This window comes from Streptomyces sp. DSM 116795, from assembly GCF_055792905.1.
This window is the reverse complement of sequence record NZ_CM147707.1, coordinates 5035764-5052323: the sequence shown is the minus strand read 5'-3', so window position 1 is coordinate 5052323 and position 16560 is coordinate 5035764. Positions and strand designations below refer to the sequence as shown.

Sequence of the window (16560 nt, the reverse complement as noted above, 5' to 3'; positions counted from 1 at the left end):
CCGATTGCTCCGCTCCGTCGCCTCCGCATAGCGTCGTGACCATGTCCGCAGCCACTCAGGCGATCATCAACGGTGTCAGCGCCGACGCGCGTGGCACCGGCTGGGGATCGCCCCAGCTCGTCATCCGCCCGCGCGCCCGGCGCCCGGCCCTGGCCATCCGCCAGGACGCCTGAGGCGCACCCGGCTTCCGGGCTCCGCGACTTACGGCTCCGGCTTCCGGCTCCGGCTTCCGGCTCACATCCGGCGTCTCCTCCGGCCTCCCGCGCCGGCGGTTCCGCCCGTCCGCTGCCGCTGCCCCGCCGCCCGCCGCCCGCCGCCGTACGACCCGGCCGTACGACCCCGCCTTACGCCTCCACGTCGCGTCCGCGCATGTGCCCAGGGCCTCCGGTGTCCCCATCGACCGGACAGGCCCGGCGGAGTCATGCCGTACGAACCCCGTACAGCTCAGCCTTCACGTCTCGCACGCCGCGCTCATCGCACACACGTGCGCGCACCCGCACGCCGCCGCGCCTGTCCTCACACACCAGAGGACTTCGCCGTGGCACGCCGCCGCAAGACGCTCTCCCAGAACTTCCTCCACGACACCGCCGCCGTACGCCGCATCGTCCGCGCCGGCGCAATCCGCCCGGACGCCCTCGTCGTCGAACCAGGCGCCGGACAAGGGGCGTTGACGCGCCATCTGGCCACCGGCGGCCGACGTGTCATCGCGTACGAGATCGACCCGGCACTCGCCGCACACCTCTCCCGCCGCCTCGGCGACCGGCCCGGACTGCGCCTGGTGCACGGCGACTTCCTGCGCGCACGCGCACCGCGCGAGCCGTTCGCCGTGGTGGGCAACATCCCCTACTCCCGCACCACCGACATCGTCCGCTGGTGTCTCGCCGCGCCACAGCTGACGTCGGCCACGCTGCTCACCCAGCTCGAATACGCCCGCAAGTTCACCGGGGACCGGGGACGCTGGCCGCTGCTGACCGTGAGCACCTGGCCGGAGTTCGAGTGGCGTCTGCTGGGACGGGTCGGCCGCGAGTCGTTCACACCCGTGCCGCGCACCGACTCCGCCGTGCTGCGGATCGAACGCCGCGCCCGGCCCCTGCTGCCGCCGGGCCGGCTGCACGCCTACCGGGGCTTCGTCGCGCACGGCTTCACCGGAGTCGGCGGCTCGCTCGCGGCGACGCTGTCGAGGCGGCACCGTACGGGCCGGGTCCGCGCCGCATTCGCACGTGCGGACGCCGACGCCTCCGCACCGGTCGGGCTGGTGACACCGCACCAGTGGCTGACCCTCTTCGCGGAACTGGCCGGGCGGTGAACCGCGGCACTGGACGGGCGCTCAACTCCCGTGCGGCGCACGGCTCGTGCCCTGCGCCGCGCCCCGGCCGCCCCCGCTCACGCTCTCGCGGTCACTCCTGGCCGCGCGGGACCCGTACGACGCCCTCCTGGATCACCGACACCGCGAGCCGCCCGTCACGCGTGAAGATCCGGCCGTGGCCGAGGCCGCGTCCTCCTTGCGCCGTGGGGCTGACCTGGTCGTAGAGGAGCCATTCGTCCGCGCGGAAGGGCCGGTGGAACCACATCGCGTGGTCCAGGCTCGCCCCGACGACGTCGCCGACCGCCCAGCCGCCCCGGCCGTGCGCCAGCAGCACCGAGTCCAGCAGTGTCATGTCGGAGACGTACGTGGCGAGACAGATGTGCAGCATCGGGTCGTCAAGCGGCCCGTCCAGCTTGCCGTTCGTACGGAACCAGACCTGCGAGCGCGGCTCCCGCGGCTCCCCGGCACTCGCGAACGGAGGCTCGCGCACGTACCGCAGATCGACGGCGGCACGCGCCTTCATCAGCCGCTGCGGCACGTCGGAGCCGCGGAAGAGGGCGGCATACCGGGGCATCATGTCCTCGGCCGTCGGCAACGTCTCCGGGTCGGGAGCCTGCGGCATCGGGTCCTGGTGCTCCAGCCCTTCCTCGTACGTCTGGAAGGAACTGGAGAGATGGAAGATCGGCTGCCCGTGCTGGACGGCCACGACCCGGCGGGTGGTGAAGGACCGTCCGTCGCGGATGCGGTCGACGGTGTAGACGATCGGGGCGCCCGGGTCGCCGGGGCGCAGGAAGTACGAGTGCAGGGAGTGCGGAAGACGCCCCTCGGGGACGGTCCGGCACGCGGCGACGAGCGCCTGCGCCGCGACCTGTCCGCCGAACACCCGGGGAACGACGGCCTCCCGGCTGTCGCCCCGGTAGATGTCCTGTTCGACCCGCTCCAGATCGAGCAGGTCGATCAGGGACGTCAGTTCATGGCTCATGCCGGCGATTGTGCCCGTGGCGGGCCGCCCTCCGTTACGGCACAGATCACAATCCGGAGTGAAGCGTTCCGGATCACAGCCGGCGGACTCGCGGCCGGCCGGCTCACGGTCCTCCGGCTCACGGTCGTCAGAGCCCCATCGACTTGGCCACGATCGAGCGCATGACCTCGCTGGTGCCGCCGTAGATGCGCGAGACGCGGGTGTCCGCGTACAGGCTCGCGATCGGGTACTCCAGCATGTAGCCGTAACCGCCGTGCAGCTGCAGGCACTTGTCGATTACGCGGGCCGCCAGTTCGGTGGTGAACAGCTTCGCCGAGGCGGCGTCCGCGGCGGTCAGATCGTCCGCGTCCAGCGCCTCCAGGGCCCGGTCGCACACGGCCTGCATGGCGTCGACGTCGGCCTTGCAGTCGGCAAGCACGAACTTGGTGTTCTGGAACGAGGCGACCTCACGGCCGAAGACCGTGCGGTCGTTCACGTACTCGTGCGCGAACCGCACCGCGGCGGCGGACATCGCGTACGCGCCGATGGCGATGCCCAGGCGCTCCTGCGGCAGATTGTGCGTGAGGTAGCTGAACGCCTTGCCCGGCTCGCCGAGCATGTCCTCGACCGGCACCTTGACGTCGGTGAAGGAGAGTTCGGCGGTGTCGGAGGCGCGCAGGCCCAGCTTGTCGAGCTTCCGGCCGACCGCGTACCCCTCGCTCCTGGCGTCGACGACGAGGATGGAGATGCCGCCGCGACGGTCCTCGGGGTCGGGCGGCGACGTACGGCAGCAGACCAGCACCCGGTCGGCCTGGACGCCGCCGGTGATGAAGGTCTTGGCGCCGTTGAGCACGTAGTGCTTGCCGTCCTCCGACAGCCTGGCCGTGGTCTTCATGCCCGCGAGGTCGGAGCCGGTGCCGGGCTCGGTCATGGCGATGGCGGTCATCATGTCGCCGGAGACGAAGGAGGGCAGCCAGCGCCGCTTCTGCTCCTCGTTCCCGTACTTGAGTATGTAGGGCAGGCACAGCGCCGTATGGACGCTGGAGCCGCCGAAGCTGACGCCGGCGCGCGCGCACTCCTCGGTGATCACGGCGTTGAACTTGAAGCTGTCCTCACCCGCGCCGCCGTACTCCTCGGGGACCTCGATGCCGAAGACGCCCAGCTCGCCGAGCTTCTTGTAGAACTCCCTCGGGACATGGCCCTGTTCGGCCCACTCCTGGTAGTTGGGTACGGCCTCGGCCTGGATGAAGTCACGGATGGTCTGACGGAACGCCTCGTGATCCTCGTCGAAAACCGTGCGTCGCACTGGCACGCCTCCTCATGTCCCGCTTCGTCGCGCGCCAGCCGCCGGATCTGGGCTTTCGACGTTGGCTAAGCGCTTGCTCAGTCAACCAAGCTACCCACGGGTCAGCCGCGCTGTCCAGAGGTCGTACCCACGGGGGCGGCGGCGTCACCGGCACCCGTACGGCCGCCTCCGCCTCCGTCCTTGTCCCGGCCCCTGCCTCCGTCCTCGGCCGGGGCCGCGGCCAGGGCGCCCCGCGCGAGCCGGTGCAGCAGCGCGGCCGTGGTCTCTCTGTCGGGCAGGGCGGACGAACCACTCAGGTGGGGCGTGGAGTTGAGGAGCCCGAAGACCGTGTGCACCGCGACGCGGGCCTCCAGCGACGTCAGCTCCGGGTAGATCGCGCGCACCGCGTCCACCCACAGCTCGACATACTGCCGCTGCAGCTTGCGCACCTGCTTGCGGTCGCTCTCGCGGAGCCTGTCCAGCTCGCGGTCGTGGAGCGTGATCAGTGAACGGTCGTCGAGGGCGAAGTCGATGTGCCCGGCGATGAGCGCGTCGAGGGCGGCCTCCGGGGCGAGGCCCGCCGCGGCCGACTCCTCCACCCGCATACGCCCGCCCTCGTGCAGCCGCTCGCTGATGCCCACGAGGAGCTCGGCGAGCATCGCGTCCTTGCCCGCGAAGTGCCGGTAGAGGCCGGGACCGCTGATGCCGACCGCGGCCCCTATCTCGTCGACACCGACGCCGTGGAAGCCGCGCTCGGCGAAGAGACGGGCAGCCTCCCGCAGGATCTGCTCGCGGCGGGTGGGGGTGGACCCCGTCTGCGTGCTCATGAATCCATTCTAGACAGGAGGGTTAGCGAGCGTTAACCTGGTGGACAGTGGTTAATGGCCGTTAACCGCCGCCCAATAACAGGTACGAGTAATAGGCACGCGTAACAGGCACGAGCAGGCACGAGCCGAGCACGAGCCGGTACCAGGCGGCAGAAGGAGCGAGGGGGCGCGAGGTGAGGCACGAGCAGCCGCAACCCGCTGCGGGGCGTACGGGCGTCCCTGAGGCGGTATCGGGAGTGGCCGGGCCGGCGCCGGCGCTCGCCGGCAACACCGACACGGCCTCCGAGGCCTGCCGGTCGAACGAGGCGGCGCACCGCGAGCTGGCCGCACAGCTGCGGGAGAAGCTGGCAGCCGCCAGGCTGGGCGGCGGCGAGCGGGCCCGCGCACGGCACACCGAGCGGGGCAAGCTCCTCCCCCGCGACCGCGTGGACACGCTGCTCGACCCGGGCTCGCCCTTCCTGGAGATCGCGCCCCTCGCGGCGGACGGGATGTACGGAGGGGCGGCGCCGGCCGCGGGTGTGATCGCGGGTATCGGCCGGGTCTCCGGGCGCGAGGTGGTCGTCGTCGCCAACGACGCCACGGTCAAGGGCGGCACGTATTACCCGATGACGGTCAAGAAGCATCTGCGGGCCCAGGAGATTGCCCTGGAGAACAGGCTGCCCTGCGTCTATCTCGTCGACTCGGGCGGCGCGTTCCTGCCGATGCAGGACGACGTCTTCCCCGACCGGGAGCACTTCGGCCGGATCTTCTACAACCAGGCACGCATGTCGGGGGCGGGCATTCCGCAGATCGCCGCGGTGCTCGGCTCGTGCACTGCCGGCGGTGCGTACGTACCGGCGATGAGCGACGAGGCGGTGATCGTGCGCAGCCAGGGCACGATCTTCCTGGGCGGTCCGCCGCTGGTGAAGGCCGCCACCGGCGAGGTCGTCACCGCCGAGGAGCTCGGCGGCGGCGAGGTGCACAGCCGGATCTCCGGTGTGACGGACCATCTCGCCGAGGACGACGCCCATGCGCTGCGGATCGTCCGGCACATCGCGGGCACTCTGCCCGAGCGCGGGGCGCTGCCGTGGTCGGTGCTCCCTTCGCAGCCGCCGGCCGTCGACCCTTCGGGGCTCTACGGCGCGGTGCCCGTCGATTCGCGCACGCCGTACGACGTGCGCGAGGTGATCGCCCGCGTGGTGGACGGCTCGCGGTTCCAGGAGTTCAAGGCCGAGTTCGGGACGACGCTGGTCACCGGCTTCGCCCGTGTCCACGGCCATCCGGTCGGCATCGTCGCCAACAACGGCATCCTCTTCTCCGAATCGGCCCAGAAGGGCGCGCACTTCATCGAGCTGTGCGACCAGCGCGGCATCCCGCTGCTCTTCCTGCAGAACATCTCCGGCTTCATGGTCGGCAGGGATTACGAGGCGGGCGGAATCGCCAAGCACGGCGCCAAGATGGTGACCGCCGTGGCCTGCACGAGGGTGCCGAAGCTGACGGTCGTCATAGGCGGTTCGTACGGCGCGGGGAACTACTCGATGTGCGGCCGCGCATACAGCCCCCGCTTCCTGTGGATGTGGCCGAACGCGAAGATCTCCGTGATGGGCGGGGAGCAGGCCGCCGCCGTACTGGCGACCGTCAAGCGCGACCAGCTGGAGGCGCGCGGCGAGGAGTGGAGCACCGAGGAGGAGGCGGAGTTCCGCGCCCCGGTGCGCGCCCAGTACGAGGAGCAGGGCAACGCCTATTACGCGACGGCCAGGCTGTGGGACGACGGCGTGATCGACCCGCTGGAGACGCGCACGGTGCTGGGCCTCGCGCTCACCGCCTGCGCCAACGCACCGCTGCCGGCGAAGGATTCCGCAGGGCCCGCCTTCGGCGTCTTCCGCATGTGAGGGGCTGCATTGTGAGGGATGGGACAGTGACCATGTTCGACACCGTGCTGGTTGCCAACCGCGGCGAGATCGCGGTGCGCGTTATCCGCACCCTGCGGCAACTGGGCATCACCTCCGTCGCGGTCTTCAGCGACGCGGACGCCGACGCCCGCCATGTGCGGGAGGCGGACAGGGCGGTGCGCATCGGGCCCGCGCAGGCCGCGTCCAGCTATCTGTCGGCGGAGCGGCTGCTGCGGGCCGCGGCACGCACCGGTGCGCAGGCCGTCCACCCGGGTTACGGCTTCCTCGCGGAGAACGCCCCCTTCGCGCAGGCCTGTTCGGATGCCGGCCTTGTCTTCGTCGGCCCCCCGGCCCCCGCCATCGAGCTGATGGGCGACAAGATCCGCGCCAAGGAGACGGTGCGGGCGGCGGGCGTCCCGGTCGTGCCCGGCTCCTCCGGCTCGGGTCTGAGCGATGCCGAACTGGCCGCCGCAGCACGGGAGATCGGCATGCCCGTGCTGCTGAAGCCCTCGGCGGGCGGCGGCGGCAAGGGCATGCGCCTGGTGCGCGACGCCGCGGCCCTGCCGGACGAGATCGCGGCGGCGAGGCGCGAGGCCCTGGGCTCCTTCGGTGACGACACCTTGCTGGTGGAGCGCTGGATCGACTCCCCGCGCCACATCGAGATCCAGGTGCTCGCCGACGGGCACGGCAATGTGGTGCATCTCGGCGAGCGCGAGTGCTCTCTGCAGCGCCGCCACCAGAAGATCATCGAGGAGGCCCCGAGTCCGCTGCTGGACGAGGCGACGCGGGCCGCGATGGGCGAGGCCGCCGTGGACGCCGCCCGCTCCTGCGGGTACCGCGGCGCGGGCACGGTGGAGTTCATCGTCCCGGGCGGCGGGCCCTCCCCGCACGAGGGCGGCAGCCCCCGCCCGTACTACTTCATGGAGATGAACACGCGCCTCCAGGTCGAGCATCCCGTCACGGAAATGATCACGGGCGTGGATCTGGTCGAGTGGCAGCTGCGGGTCGCCGCCGGAGAGCCGCTGCCCTTCGGCCAGGCCGGCATCGCTCTGAGCGGTCATGCGGTCGAGGCGCGCATCTGCGCCGAGACGGCCCTGCTCCAGGGGGACAGGGTGGACTTCCTGCCTTCGGCGGGCACGGTGCTGCTGCTCCGGGAGGCCGAAGGCCAGGGCGTACGCACGGACTCCGGGCTGCTGCCGGGCACCGAGGTGGGCACGACGTACGACCCGATGCTCGCCAAGGTCATCGCCCACGGCCCGGATCGGCCCACGGCGCTGCGCAGGCTGCGGGCGGCCCTCGCGGAGACGACGGTGCTCGGCGTGGAGACCAACACCGGTTTCCTGCGACGGCTCTCGGGACATCCCGACGTCGCCGCGGGCGCCCTCGACACCGGCCTGGTCGACCGCACGGCTGCCTCGCTGGTGCCCCGTGAGGTCCCCGAAGAGATCTATGCGGCGGCCGCCTTGCTGCGCCACGCGGCACTCGAACCTGAAGCGTCCACGACTGCCTGGACGGACCCGTTCTCGGTGCCTTCGGGCTGGCGCCTCGGCGGTGAACCGGCTTGGACGGCACACCACTTGCGCGTACCGGGGCACGACCCTGTCGCCGTCCGCGTACGGGGGCCGGCGCGCGACGCGCAGGTCCGGGTCGGCGACGGCGAGCCCCGCGCGGCCCGGCTCGTCGACGGGGGCGCAGCGCACGGGTTGCACGTCGAATGGGACGGCACCACCCTCCGGCTGGCCCACGCCGCCTCCGCCTCGGGCCACTGGCTCGGCCGCGCCGGCGACAGCTGGCACATGCAGGACCACGACCCGGTGGCGGCCGCCCTGCGCGGCGGTGCCGGGGCACACGGCGCGGACGCGCTGACCGCGCCCATGCCCGGCACGGTCACCGTGGTGAAGGCCGCCGCCGGCGACAAGGTGACGGCGGGCCAGAGCCTGCTCGTCGTCGAGGCGATGAAGATGGAGCACGTCATCACCGCCCCCTGCGACGGCACCGTCACCGAACTGGACGTCACGGCGGGAAGCACCGTCGCCATGGACCAGGTGCTCGCCGTCGTCGAGCCGCATCCCACCCCGGAAGTCACCGGGGAAACGGAGACGGCGCAGGAGCAGGAGAAGGAGGTGGAGGTGTGATCGAGGGTCTTCCCATGCGGTTCACCGGCGACGGCCTCCCGTCGCGGGTGCGCATCCACGAAGTCGGCCCCCGCGACGGCCTGCAGAACGAGCAGGCGACCGTCCCCGTCGAGGTGAAGTCCGAGTTCATCCACCGGCTGCGCAAGGCGGGGCTGACGACCGTCGAAGCGACGAGCTTCGTGCACCCCAAGTGGGTTCCCCAACTCGCCGACGCCGAGGAGCTGATGCCACTCCTCGCCGACCTCCCGGACGACCTGCGGCTGCCGGTGCTGGTGCCCAACGCACGCGGCCTCGACCGCGCCTTCGCCCACGGCTGCCGGCACATCGCCGTCTTCGCGAGCGCCACGGAGTCCTTCGCGAGCGCCAACCTCAACCGCTCCCTGGACGAGTCCCTGGCGATGTTCGAGCCGGTGGTCGCCCGCGCCAAGGCGGAGGGGCTGTGGGTGCGCGGCTATGTGTCCATGTGCTTCGGCGACCCGTGGGAGGGCTCCGTTCCGCCCGCGCAAGTCGTCGGAGTGTGCCGCGCGCTGCTGGACATGGGCTGTGACGAGCTGAGCCTCGGCGACACCATCGGCGTCGCCACGCCCGGTCATGTCGCGGCGCTGCTCGGCGAGCTGGCCACCGCCGGGGTGCCCGCGGCCCGTACGGCAGTCCACTTCCACGACACCTACGGCCAGGCCCTGTCCAACACCCTCACCGCGCTCCAGCACGGCGTGACCACCGTCGACGCCTCCGCGGGCGGCCTCGGCGGCTGCCCGTACGCGAAGAGCGCCACCGGAAACCTCGCCACAGAGGACCTCGTCTGGATGCTGCAAGGCCTCGGCATCGAGACCGGGGTCGACCTCGCCCGTCTGACGGCCACAAGCGGCTGGATGGCGGACCGGCTGGGCCGTCCCAGCCCTTCACGCACCGTGCGCGCGCTCACCGGCGCCGGCACGGATGCCGGCTCCCGTCCGAACTCCCACAAGGAGCAGTGACCACCATGTCTCTCGACCACCGTCTCTCCTCCGAGCACGAGGAACTCCGCCGCACCGTCGAGGAGTTCGCGCAGAAGGTCGTCGCGCCGAAGATCGGCGAGTTCTACGAGCGGCACGAGTTCCCGTACGAAATCGTGCGCCAGATGGGCGAGATGGGCCTGTTCGGGCTTCCCTTCCCAGAGGAGTACGGCGGCATGGGCGGCGACTATCTCGCGCTCTGCCTCGCCCTGGAGGAGCTCGCCCGTGTGGACTCCTCGGTGGCCATCACCCTGGAGGCCGGCGTCTCCCTCGGCGCCATGCCCGTCTTCCGCTTCGGCACCGAGGAGCAGAAGCGCGAGTGGCTGCCCCGGCTCTGCTCCGGCGAGATGCTGGGCGCGTTCGGCCTGACCGAACCGGAATGCGGTTCGGATGCCGGCGGCACCCGCACGACGGCGGAGCGGGACGGGAAGACCGGAGAGTGGGTGATCAACGGCTCGAAGTGCTTCATCACCAACTCCGGTACGGACATCACCGGTCTGGTCACCGTCACGGCCGTCACGGGGCGCAAGGAGGACGGTTCGCCGCGGATCTCGACGATCATCGTGCCGTCCGGCACCCCGGGCTTCACGGTCGCCGCCCCCTACTCGAAGGTCGGCTGGAACGCCTCGGACACCCGCGAGCTGTCCTTCTCCGACGTACGGGTCCCGGAGGCGAATCTGCTGGGTGAGGAGGGCCGCGGCTACGCCCAGTTCCTGCGCATCCTCGACGAAGGCCGGATCGCCATCTCCGCGCTGGCCACAGGGCTCGCGCAGGGCTGCGTCGACGAGTCCGTCAGCTATGCCAACACCCGGCAGGCGTTCGGCAAGCCGATCGGCGCCAACCAGGCGATCCAGTTCAAGGTGGCCGACATGGAGATGCGGGCGCACACGGCCCGGATCGCCTGGCGTGACGCGGCGTCCCGGCTGATTCTCGGCGAACCGTTCAAGAAGGAGGCGGCGCTGGCGAAGCTGTACTCCTCGGAGATCGCCGTCACCAACGCCCGCGAGGCCACCCAGATCCACGGCGGCTACGGCTTCATGAACGAATACCCGGTGGCCCGCATGTGGCGCGACTCCAAGATCCTGGAGATCGGCGAGGGCACCAGCGAGGTCCAGCGGATGCTGGTGGCCAGGGAGCTCGGCGTCGGATAGTCGCGCGCGGCGAAGACCATCCAGCACACGGGGCACTCAGGGCCCGGCCCGGCCCCTGAGTGCTCCGTCCCTCTCCAAGGGCGACGCGGAAACCTCGCGGCCGCACAGCCGCCCGGCCCGCCCGGCCCTACCGCCGCCCCGCGTACCGCCGTGCGCTCAGTCGCTCCCGCCCGGCCAAGGCACCTGCGGCGAGCGCCAGTACTCCATGCCCAACTGCTCCCAGCGCGGCCCCTGTTCGGCCAGCCGTTCCCGGTAGCCGTCCCAGCCGAGTGCCGACTCGGGCGACCAGCCCAGCTCCGCGATGCCGGGAAGCCGGGGGAACGCCATGAACTCGATGTGCTCGCTTTTCTCCAGCGTCTCCGACCACAGCGGCGCCTCGACCCCCAGCACGGCGCCGGCGGGCGCGCCCTTGATGTAGCTGCCGGGTTCCCAGGCGTACGACTGCTCGGCCTCCACATAGCCCGCCCAGTGCAGCCCGAGCGGCGTGTCCTCGTTGTACTGCATGTCGAGATACGCATGGTCGGCGGGCGAGAGGATCAGTTTCGTCCCCTTCTTCGCCGCCTCCACGACCTCCGGTTCGTCCGCGGCCCCGCTCGTCCCCCAGTACTGCGCCACGGCGCCCTCGGCCGGCTTCGCCCCTGTGAGCTGGTGCCAGCCGATCACCGTCTTGCCGTACTTGGCGACGGTCTTCTGCGCCCGCTCCATGAAGGCGACATAATCCTCGTGGCTCGTCGAGTGCGCCTCGTCGCCGCCGATGTGCAGATAGCGGCCCGGCGTCATCGCGGCCAGCTCACGCACCACGTCGTCCACGAAGTCGTACGTCACGTCGAGCGGCACGCACAGCGAGCTGAAGCCCACCTCGGTGCCCGTGTAGCGGGGCGGTGCGACTCCGTCGCAGTTGAGCTCCGCGTACGAGGCGAGCGCGGCGTTGGTGTGCCCCGGCATGTCGATCTCGGGTACGACGGTCAGCTCGTGCTCGTCGGCGTAGCGGAGGATCTCCCGGTAGTCGGCCTTGGTGTAGTAGCCGCCGGGGCCGCCGCCGACCTCCGTTCCGCCGCCGTACGTCGCCAGCCGCGGCCAGGAATCGATGGCGATCCGCCAGCCCTGGTCGTCGGAGAGATGCAGATGCAGCTTGTTGATCTTGTACATGGCGAGCTGGTCGATGTAGCGCTTCACCTCCTCGACGCTGAAGAAGTGCCGCGAGACATCGAGCATCGCGCCGCGGTAGGCGTACCGCGGCCGGTCGGTGACCGTGCCGCCCGCCACCTGCCACGGCCCGGGCTGCTCCGTACGCGACTCGATCTGCGGGGGCAGCAACTGACGCAGCGTCTGCATCCCGTGGAAGAGCCCCGCACCGGTGGGTGCGGTGATCACGGCCGCCTGCGTGGAGACCTTCAGCCGGTAACCCTCGGCGCCCAGCCCGGACTTGCCGGACTTGCCGCCCGCGAGCCGCAGTTGGATGCCGTCGCGGCCGGGCCGCGTGGTGACGGGCAGCGGGTATCCGGTGGACGGGCGCAGCAGCCCGGCCAGTTGGTCCCCGACGCGACGCGCCTCGCCGGAGGAGCCGGTCACGCGGATGACCGTCCGCTCCGTGATGGTGAAGGCCCCGCCGCCCTCCCGTACGGACTCGGGCGCCGGCACCACCTGGTCCAGCGGCGTGGGCTTCCGCTCCTGGGACCCGGGGCCCTCGGCGGCCACGGCCGCGGTCGAGCCGGGCAGGACGGTGACGAGGAGAGCGGCGCACAGCAGCAGCGGCCGGATTCGTCTCACGGACGGTCCCTTCGGTGGGCGTCGTGCATGGGGCCCACACGGCGTAGCCGCGCGGGCCGGGGCATGTGCGTGGTGCAGACGAACGGTCACACGTGTATCGCGCCCCTCACGCCGGGTCAAGGTGTAGACCACTCGCCGCGGGCCACGGGGCAGACGAGCTCGCGGCCCGCGCCCGGTCCCGCGCCATAGCCCCCGCTGACTCGGCCACCTCCGCCATCGGCCACCTCGGCCACTCCTGGACAGCATCCAGTCACCGCCGCGTCGCGCACAGCTATATTCGACACACGTGCCCGATTTCGGGCAAGTTTCTTGCGTTCCTCGCGCCGAGCGCTCAATATCAAGGTGTGCTCGAAGTGCGTACGCCGGTCCACGACGACCTCATCGACCATCTGGTCCGCACGACACCGCTCCAGCGCGGTGAGGCGGCCCGGATCGTCCTGGACGTGCTGGCGTACTTCGACGAGACGACCGAGGAGTTCGTACGCCGCCGCCATCGCGAGCTGCAGTCCAGGGGGCAGAACAACGCGCAGATCTTCGCCCGCATCTCGTCCGAGCTGCCGCACCGCGCGGTGGCACCACCGGATCTCTCACTGCGGCAGCTGCGCCGCATCGTCTACGGATGACCGATGACGGCCGGCGCCTTCCCGGCGGCGGAGCCCCGCGCACGATGAAGACCGGCGGCCGGGCCTGAAGCCGGGCACAGCACACAACAGCAACGACGACCAGCCCACCGCCAGGTGGAAACCGACGAGGAGAGGCAACAGCCAATATGTGCGGAATCGTGGGATATATCGGCCGACGCGAGGTTGCTCCGCTCCTGCTGGAGGGGCTGCAGCGCCTGGAGTACCGGGGATACGACTCCGCCGGCATCGCCATCCACAGCAGCGGGACGGGCAGGAACGCGGGCCTGAAGACGGCGAAGACCAAGGGCCGCGTGCGTGACCTGGAGGAGCGCGTCCCCGCGAAGTTCGCGGGCACCACCGGCATCGCCCACACCCGCTGGGCCACGCACGGCGCCCCCAACGACGTCAACGCCCACCCGCACCTCGACCGCGAGGAGAAGGTGGCCGTCGTCCACAACGGCATCATCGACAACGCCTCCGAGCTGCGCGCCAAACTCACCGCCGACGGCGTCGTGTTCGTCTCCGAGACCGACACCGAGGTCCTCTCCCACCTGATCGCCCGCGCCCAGGCCGAACGGCTGGAGGCCAAGGTCCAGGAAGCGCTGCGGATGGTCGAGGGCACGTACGGGATCGCGGTGCTGCACGCGGACTTCCCCGACCGCATCGTCGTGGCCCGCAACGGCTCACCCGTCGTGCTGGGCATCGGCGAGCACGAGATGTTCGTCGCCTCGGACGTCGCCGCGCTCGTCTCGCACACCCGCCAGGTCGTCACCCTGGACGACGGCGAGATGGCCACCATCAAGGCCGACGACTACCGCACGTACACCACCGAGGGTTCGCGCACCTCGACCTCGCCCGAGACGGTGGAGTGGGCCGCCGAGTCCTACGACATGGGCGGCCACGACACCTACATGCACAAGGAGATCGCCGAACAGGCCGACGCCGTCGACCGCGTGCTGCGCGGCCGGATCGACGAGCGCTTCGCGACCGTCCACCTCGGCGGCCTCAATCTCGACGCCCGCGAGGCACGCAGCATGCGCCGCGTGAAGATCCTCGGCTGCGGCTCGGCTTACCACGCGGGCATGATCGGCGCGCAGATGATCGAGGAACTGGCGCGCGTGCCCGCGGACGCGGAGCCCGCCAGCGAGTTCCGCTACCGCAACGCCGTCGTCGACCCCGACACCCTCTACATCGCGGTCAGCCAGTCCGGCGAGACCTACGACACGCTCGCCGCCGTGCAGGAGCTCAAGCGCAAGGGCGCGCGCGTGCTGGGCGTGGTGAACGTCGTGGGCTCCGCCATCGCGCGTGAGACGGACGGCGGTGTTTACGTGCACGCGGGGCCAGAGGTCTGCGTCGTCTCGACCAAGTGCTTCACCAACACGGCCGTCGCGTTCGCGCTGCTCGCCCTGCATCTCGGCCGCATCCGCGACCTGTCCGTCGCCGACGGCAAGCGGATCATCGCCGGCTTGCGCCGGCTGCCCGGGCAGATCGACGAGATCATGCGCGCGGAGGACGACATCAAGAAGCTCGCGCAGGACTACGCGCAGGCGAAGAGCATGATGTTCGTCGGCCGCGTACGGGGCTATCCCGTGGCCCGCGAGGCGTCGCTGAAGCTCAAGGAGGTCTCGTACATCCACGCCGAGGCCTACCCGGCCTCCGAGTTGAAGCACGGGCCGCTCGCGCTCATCGAGCCCGCCGTACCGACGGTGGCGGTCCTTCCCGACGACGAACTCCTCGACAAGAACAGGGCGACACTGGAGGAGATCAAGGCCCGCAGCGGCAAGATCCTCGCCGTGGCGCACCAGGAGCAGGAGAAGGCGGACCACACGATCCTCGTGCCGCGCAACGAGGTCGAGCTGGACCCGGTGCTGATGGGCATCCCGCTCCAACTGCTCGCCTACCACACGGCGTTGGCGCTCGGCCGGGACATCGACAAGCCGCGGAACCTGGCGAAGTCCGTCACGGTGGAGTAGCCGGCTGGGCGCAGTGAACACAGAAGGCGGCGGGCGGAATCCCGCGCGGGCCACCAACCACGCGGGATTCCGCCTCCCCTTGCCGACGTCGCCCATAACGCCGGCAGGTTGCCGTCCCACGGGACCGTCACCTCCCGTGCGACAGCACGCTTTTCATATGTACGGGAGTCCCGTGCCCCCTATATGCCCCTCACAAGCGCACAATCCACATGCTGCGTTGAGAAGATTCGGCGTCGGACAAAAGCAGAACTCCCGCCGCACAGGGCGCAATTGGGCACCGCCTGCCCTCGGGAACGTTACGGAATCACCACGACCGGACGCTCGGCCCGCCGGGCCAGCCGCCCGGCCACCGAGCCGAAGATCCGCCCCGCGAGACCGTGTGTCGACCCGACGACGATGGCGTCGGCCTCGTACTCGTGCCCGACCTCTTCGAGTTCGTGGCAGATGTCGCCGCCCCGCTCGACGAGGATCCAAGGAACCTCGGAGAGGTGTTCCGCGCAGGCGAGTTCGAGCCCGAGGACCTCCGTGCGGTGATCGGGCACATCCACGAAGACGGGCGGCTCGCACCCCGCCCACACGGTCGTCGGCAGCCTGTTGGCCACATGGACGATGATCAGGCCGGAACCGGACCTGTAGGCCATCCCGATCGCGTATGCGAGGGCACGTTCACTCGACATCGAACCGTCGAAACCCACCACAACGCCGTGCTGGAAGGCCGGATCGCATGAGTGGCGTGCTTCTTCCGCCGCCTCATCGGTCGCACTCGGATCTGCGACCTGCTTGCGGTCCGCTGGTTCGGGGATCTCGTGTCCGGCCATCTGTATCTCGGCGAAGGGAGTCCTCTGTGCGGAGGGAGCGGCGGTTGACTGTGAGCTTCCGTACGGGAATCAGGATCCTGGCGGTACTGAGCGCCCGGAATGAATCCAGCCATCAGCCGTCTGCAGGGCGCTCTCCAGCCTCTTACCCGTAAGGGTACGACCAGACTCCCCCCTTGCCCAGGGGCGCTGGGAGGGGCCGGCCGCGACAGGCTGACCCCGGAGCATGCCTGAGGGAGCGGCTCGGCGCAACGCCCGGCGTCGCCCCTTACCGCCAACAGGCATCCGGATACGCCGAGTTACGCCGCGCTCGACGCTGCGTTATCACTGCGTGCCCACACAGACTCCCGGACGGGGCGGCGGCCGGCGCCGCCTCCCCTCCTCCGCGGCGCTCCTCTCCTCCGCGGTGCCGCCCTCCGCGGTGCTCCCCTCCGGCCGCGGCGCGGACCACGACGACGACGGCCCGGCCCCCGACTCGGAGAGCGCGGCGCGCGCCTCCGCCACCGCGGGCGCCCTCGTCCGCTGGGGCGCCTTCAGCTGCGCACTGACCCCGGTCACGCTTCTGACCTGCGGTGTTTCCTTGCCGGCCGCCCTCGGTGCCGCCGTCGGACTCACCGTCGTCACGGCAGCGTGCGGTGCGCTCCTGCACCTGTCCCAGCACGCGTACGCGCAGCACGGCATCGGCCGCTTCACCGCCGCCAGGCCGGGCCCGCACCGTGGCCGTCACAGCCGTACCGGCACGGGCCTGCACAGGGGCGGACGGCACTGGGGACCCCCGGGTGAGCCGTAGGCAGTGCCCTGGCGGCCGAATTGCACCGGCGTACGCCGGTGCACGGGGGCGTACGCAC

Annotated in this window: 14 protein-coding genes; 9 read left to right on the top strand and 5 right to left on the bottom strand. The window is 70.9% G+C overall.

The window, feature by feature from the left end; genetic code table 11:
* The first annotated feature begins 41 nt into the window (after positions 1–41).
* Both ACSMXX_RS21805 and erm read left to right on the top strand, forming a co-directional pair.
* Positions 42–173, top strand: a complete 132-nt coding sequence (locus ACSMXX_RS21805; RefSeq protein ID WP_473180378.1) for a hypothetical protein — start codon at positions 42–44, stop codon at positions 171–173.
* A gap of 365 nt (positions 174–538) precedes the next feature.
* A complete protein-coding gene (erm, locus tag ACSMXX_RS21800) occupies positions 539–1306 on the top strand; it encodes an ErmE/ErmH/ErmO/ErmR family 23S rRNA (adenine(2058)-N(6))-methyltransferase (protein ID WP_473180377.1) in 768 nt (255 codons plus the stop codon).
* A gap of 91 nt (positions 1307–1397) precedes the next feature.
* Here the strand turns inward: erm and tesB are convergent, their stop codons facing one another.
* The 3 genes from tesB to ACSMXX_RS21785 form a co-directional block, all read right to left on the bottom strand.
* Positions 1398–2288, bottom strand: coding sequence for an acyl-CoA thioesterase II (tesB, locus tag ACSMXX_RS21795; RefSeq protein WP_473180376.1), 891 nt, complete (start codon positions 2286–2288; stop codon positions 1398–1400).
* Between the two features lie 127 nt (positions 2289–2415).
* Complete coding sequence (locus ACSMXX_RS21790; RefSeq protein ID WP_473180375.1) at positions 2416–3573, bottom strand: acyl-CoA dehydrogenase family protein; 1158 nt, start codon at positions 3571–3573, stop codon at positions 2416–2418.
* A gap of 101 nt (positions 3574–3674) precedes the next feature.
* Complete coding sequence (locus tag ACSMXX_RS21785; protein WP_473180374.1) at positions 3675–4379, bottom strand: SACE_7040 family transcriptional regulator; 705 nt, start codon at positions 4377–4379, stop codon at positions 3675–3677.
* A 236-nt stretch (positions 4380–4615) separates the two neighbouring features.
* Between ACSMXX_RS21785 and ACSMXX_RS21780 the strand changes: the two genes are divergently transcribed.
* From ACSMXX_RS21780 to ACSMXX_RS21765, 4 genes are read left to right on the top strand one after another with little or no spacing between them, the layout of a single operon-like run.
* A complete protein-coding gene (locus tag ACSMXX_RS21780) occupies positions 4616–6250 on the top strand; it encodes a carboxyl transferase domain-containing protein (protein WP_473184905.1) in 1635 nt (544 codons plus the stop codon).
* Between the two features lie 32 nt (positions 6251–6282).
* The gene (locus ACSMXX_RS21775; RefSeq protein WP_473184904.1) at positions 6283–8385 is read left to right on the top strand and encodes an acetyl/propionyl/methylcrotonyl-CoA carboxylase subunit alpha; all 2103 of its coding nucleotides are present in this window, start codon (positions 6283–6285) and stop codon (positions 8383–8385) included.
* A complete protein-coding gene (locus tag ACSMXX_RS21770; RefSeq protein WP_473180373.1) occupies positions 8382–9362 on the top strand; it encodes a hydroxymethylglutaryl-CoA lyase in 981 nt (326 codons plus the stop codon). The genes ACSMXX_RS21775 and ACSMXX_RS21770 overlap by 4 nt, the downstream gene beginning before the upstream one ends.
* Positions 9363–9367: 5 nt before the next feature.
* Positions 9368–10531 (top strand): acyl-CoA dehydrogenase family protein, encoded by a 1164-nt coding sequence (locus ACSMXX_RS21765; RefSeq protein WP_473184903.1) that lies wholly within the window; start codon positions 9368–9370, stop codon positions 10529–10531.
* Between the two features lie 156 nt (positions 10532–10687).
* On the opposite strand, the gene ACSMXX_RS21760 is transcribed toward ACSMXX_RS21765, so the two are convergent.
* On the bottom strand, positions 10688–12301 hold the full coding sequence (locus ACSMXX_RS21760; RefSeq protein WP_473180372.1) for a beta-N-acetylhexosaminidase: 1614 nt from the start codon (positions 12299–12301) through the stop codon (positions 10688–10690).
* Positions 12302–12645: 344 nt separating this feature from the next.
* Here ACSMXX_RS21760 and ACSMXX_RS21755 point away from each other — a divergent pair, with 344 nt between their 5' ends.
* Both ACSMXX_RS21755 and glmS read left to right on the top strand, forming a co-directional pair.
* Positions 12646–12924, top strand: a complete 279-nt coding sequence (locus ACSMXX_RS21755; RefSeq protein WP_473180371.1) for a hypothetical protein — start codon at positions 12646–12648, stop codon at positions 12922–12924.
* Positions 12925–13070: 146 nt separating this feature from the next.
* Entirely contained in the window at positions 13071–14897 is a 1827-nt protein-coding gene (gene glmS, locus ACSMXX_RS21750) for a glutamine--fructose-6-phosphate transaminase (isomerizing) (RefSeq protein ID WP_473180370.1), read from the top strand.
* Between the two features lie 296 nt (positions 14898–15193).
* Here glmS and ACSMXX_RS21745 read toward each other — a convergent pair whose 3' ends face one another.
* Entirely contained in the window at positions 15194–15715 is a 522-nt protein-coding gene (locus tag ACSMXX_RS21745) for a universal stress protein (protein ID WP_473180369.1), read from the bottom strand.
* Between the two features lie 328 nt (positions 15716–16043).
* Between ACSMXX_RS21745 and ACSMXX_RS21740 the strand changes: the two genes are divergently transcribed.
* Positions 16044–16502, top strand: a complete 459-nt coding sequence (locus ACSMXX_RS21740) for a hypothetical protein (protein ID WP_473180368.1) — start codon at positions 16044–16046, stop codon at positions 16500–16502.
* Positions 16503–16560: the final 58 nt, after the last annotated feature.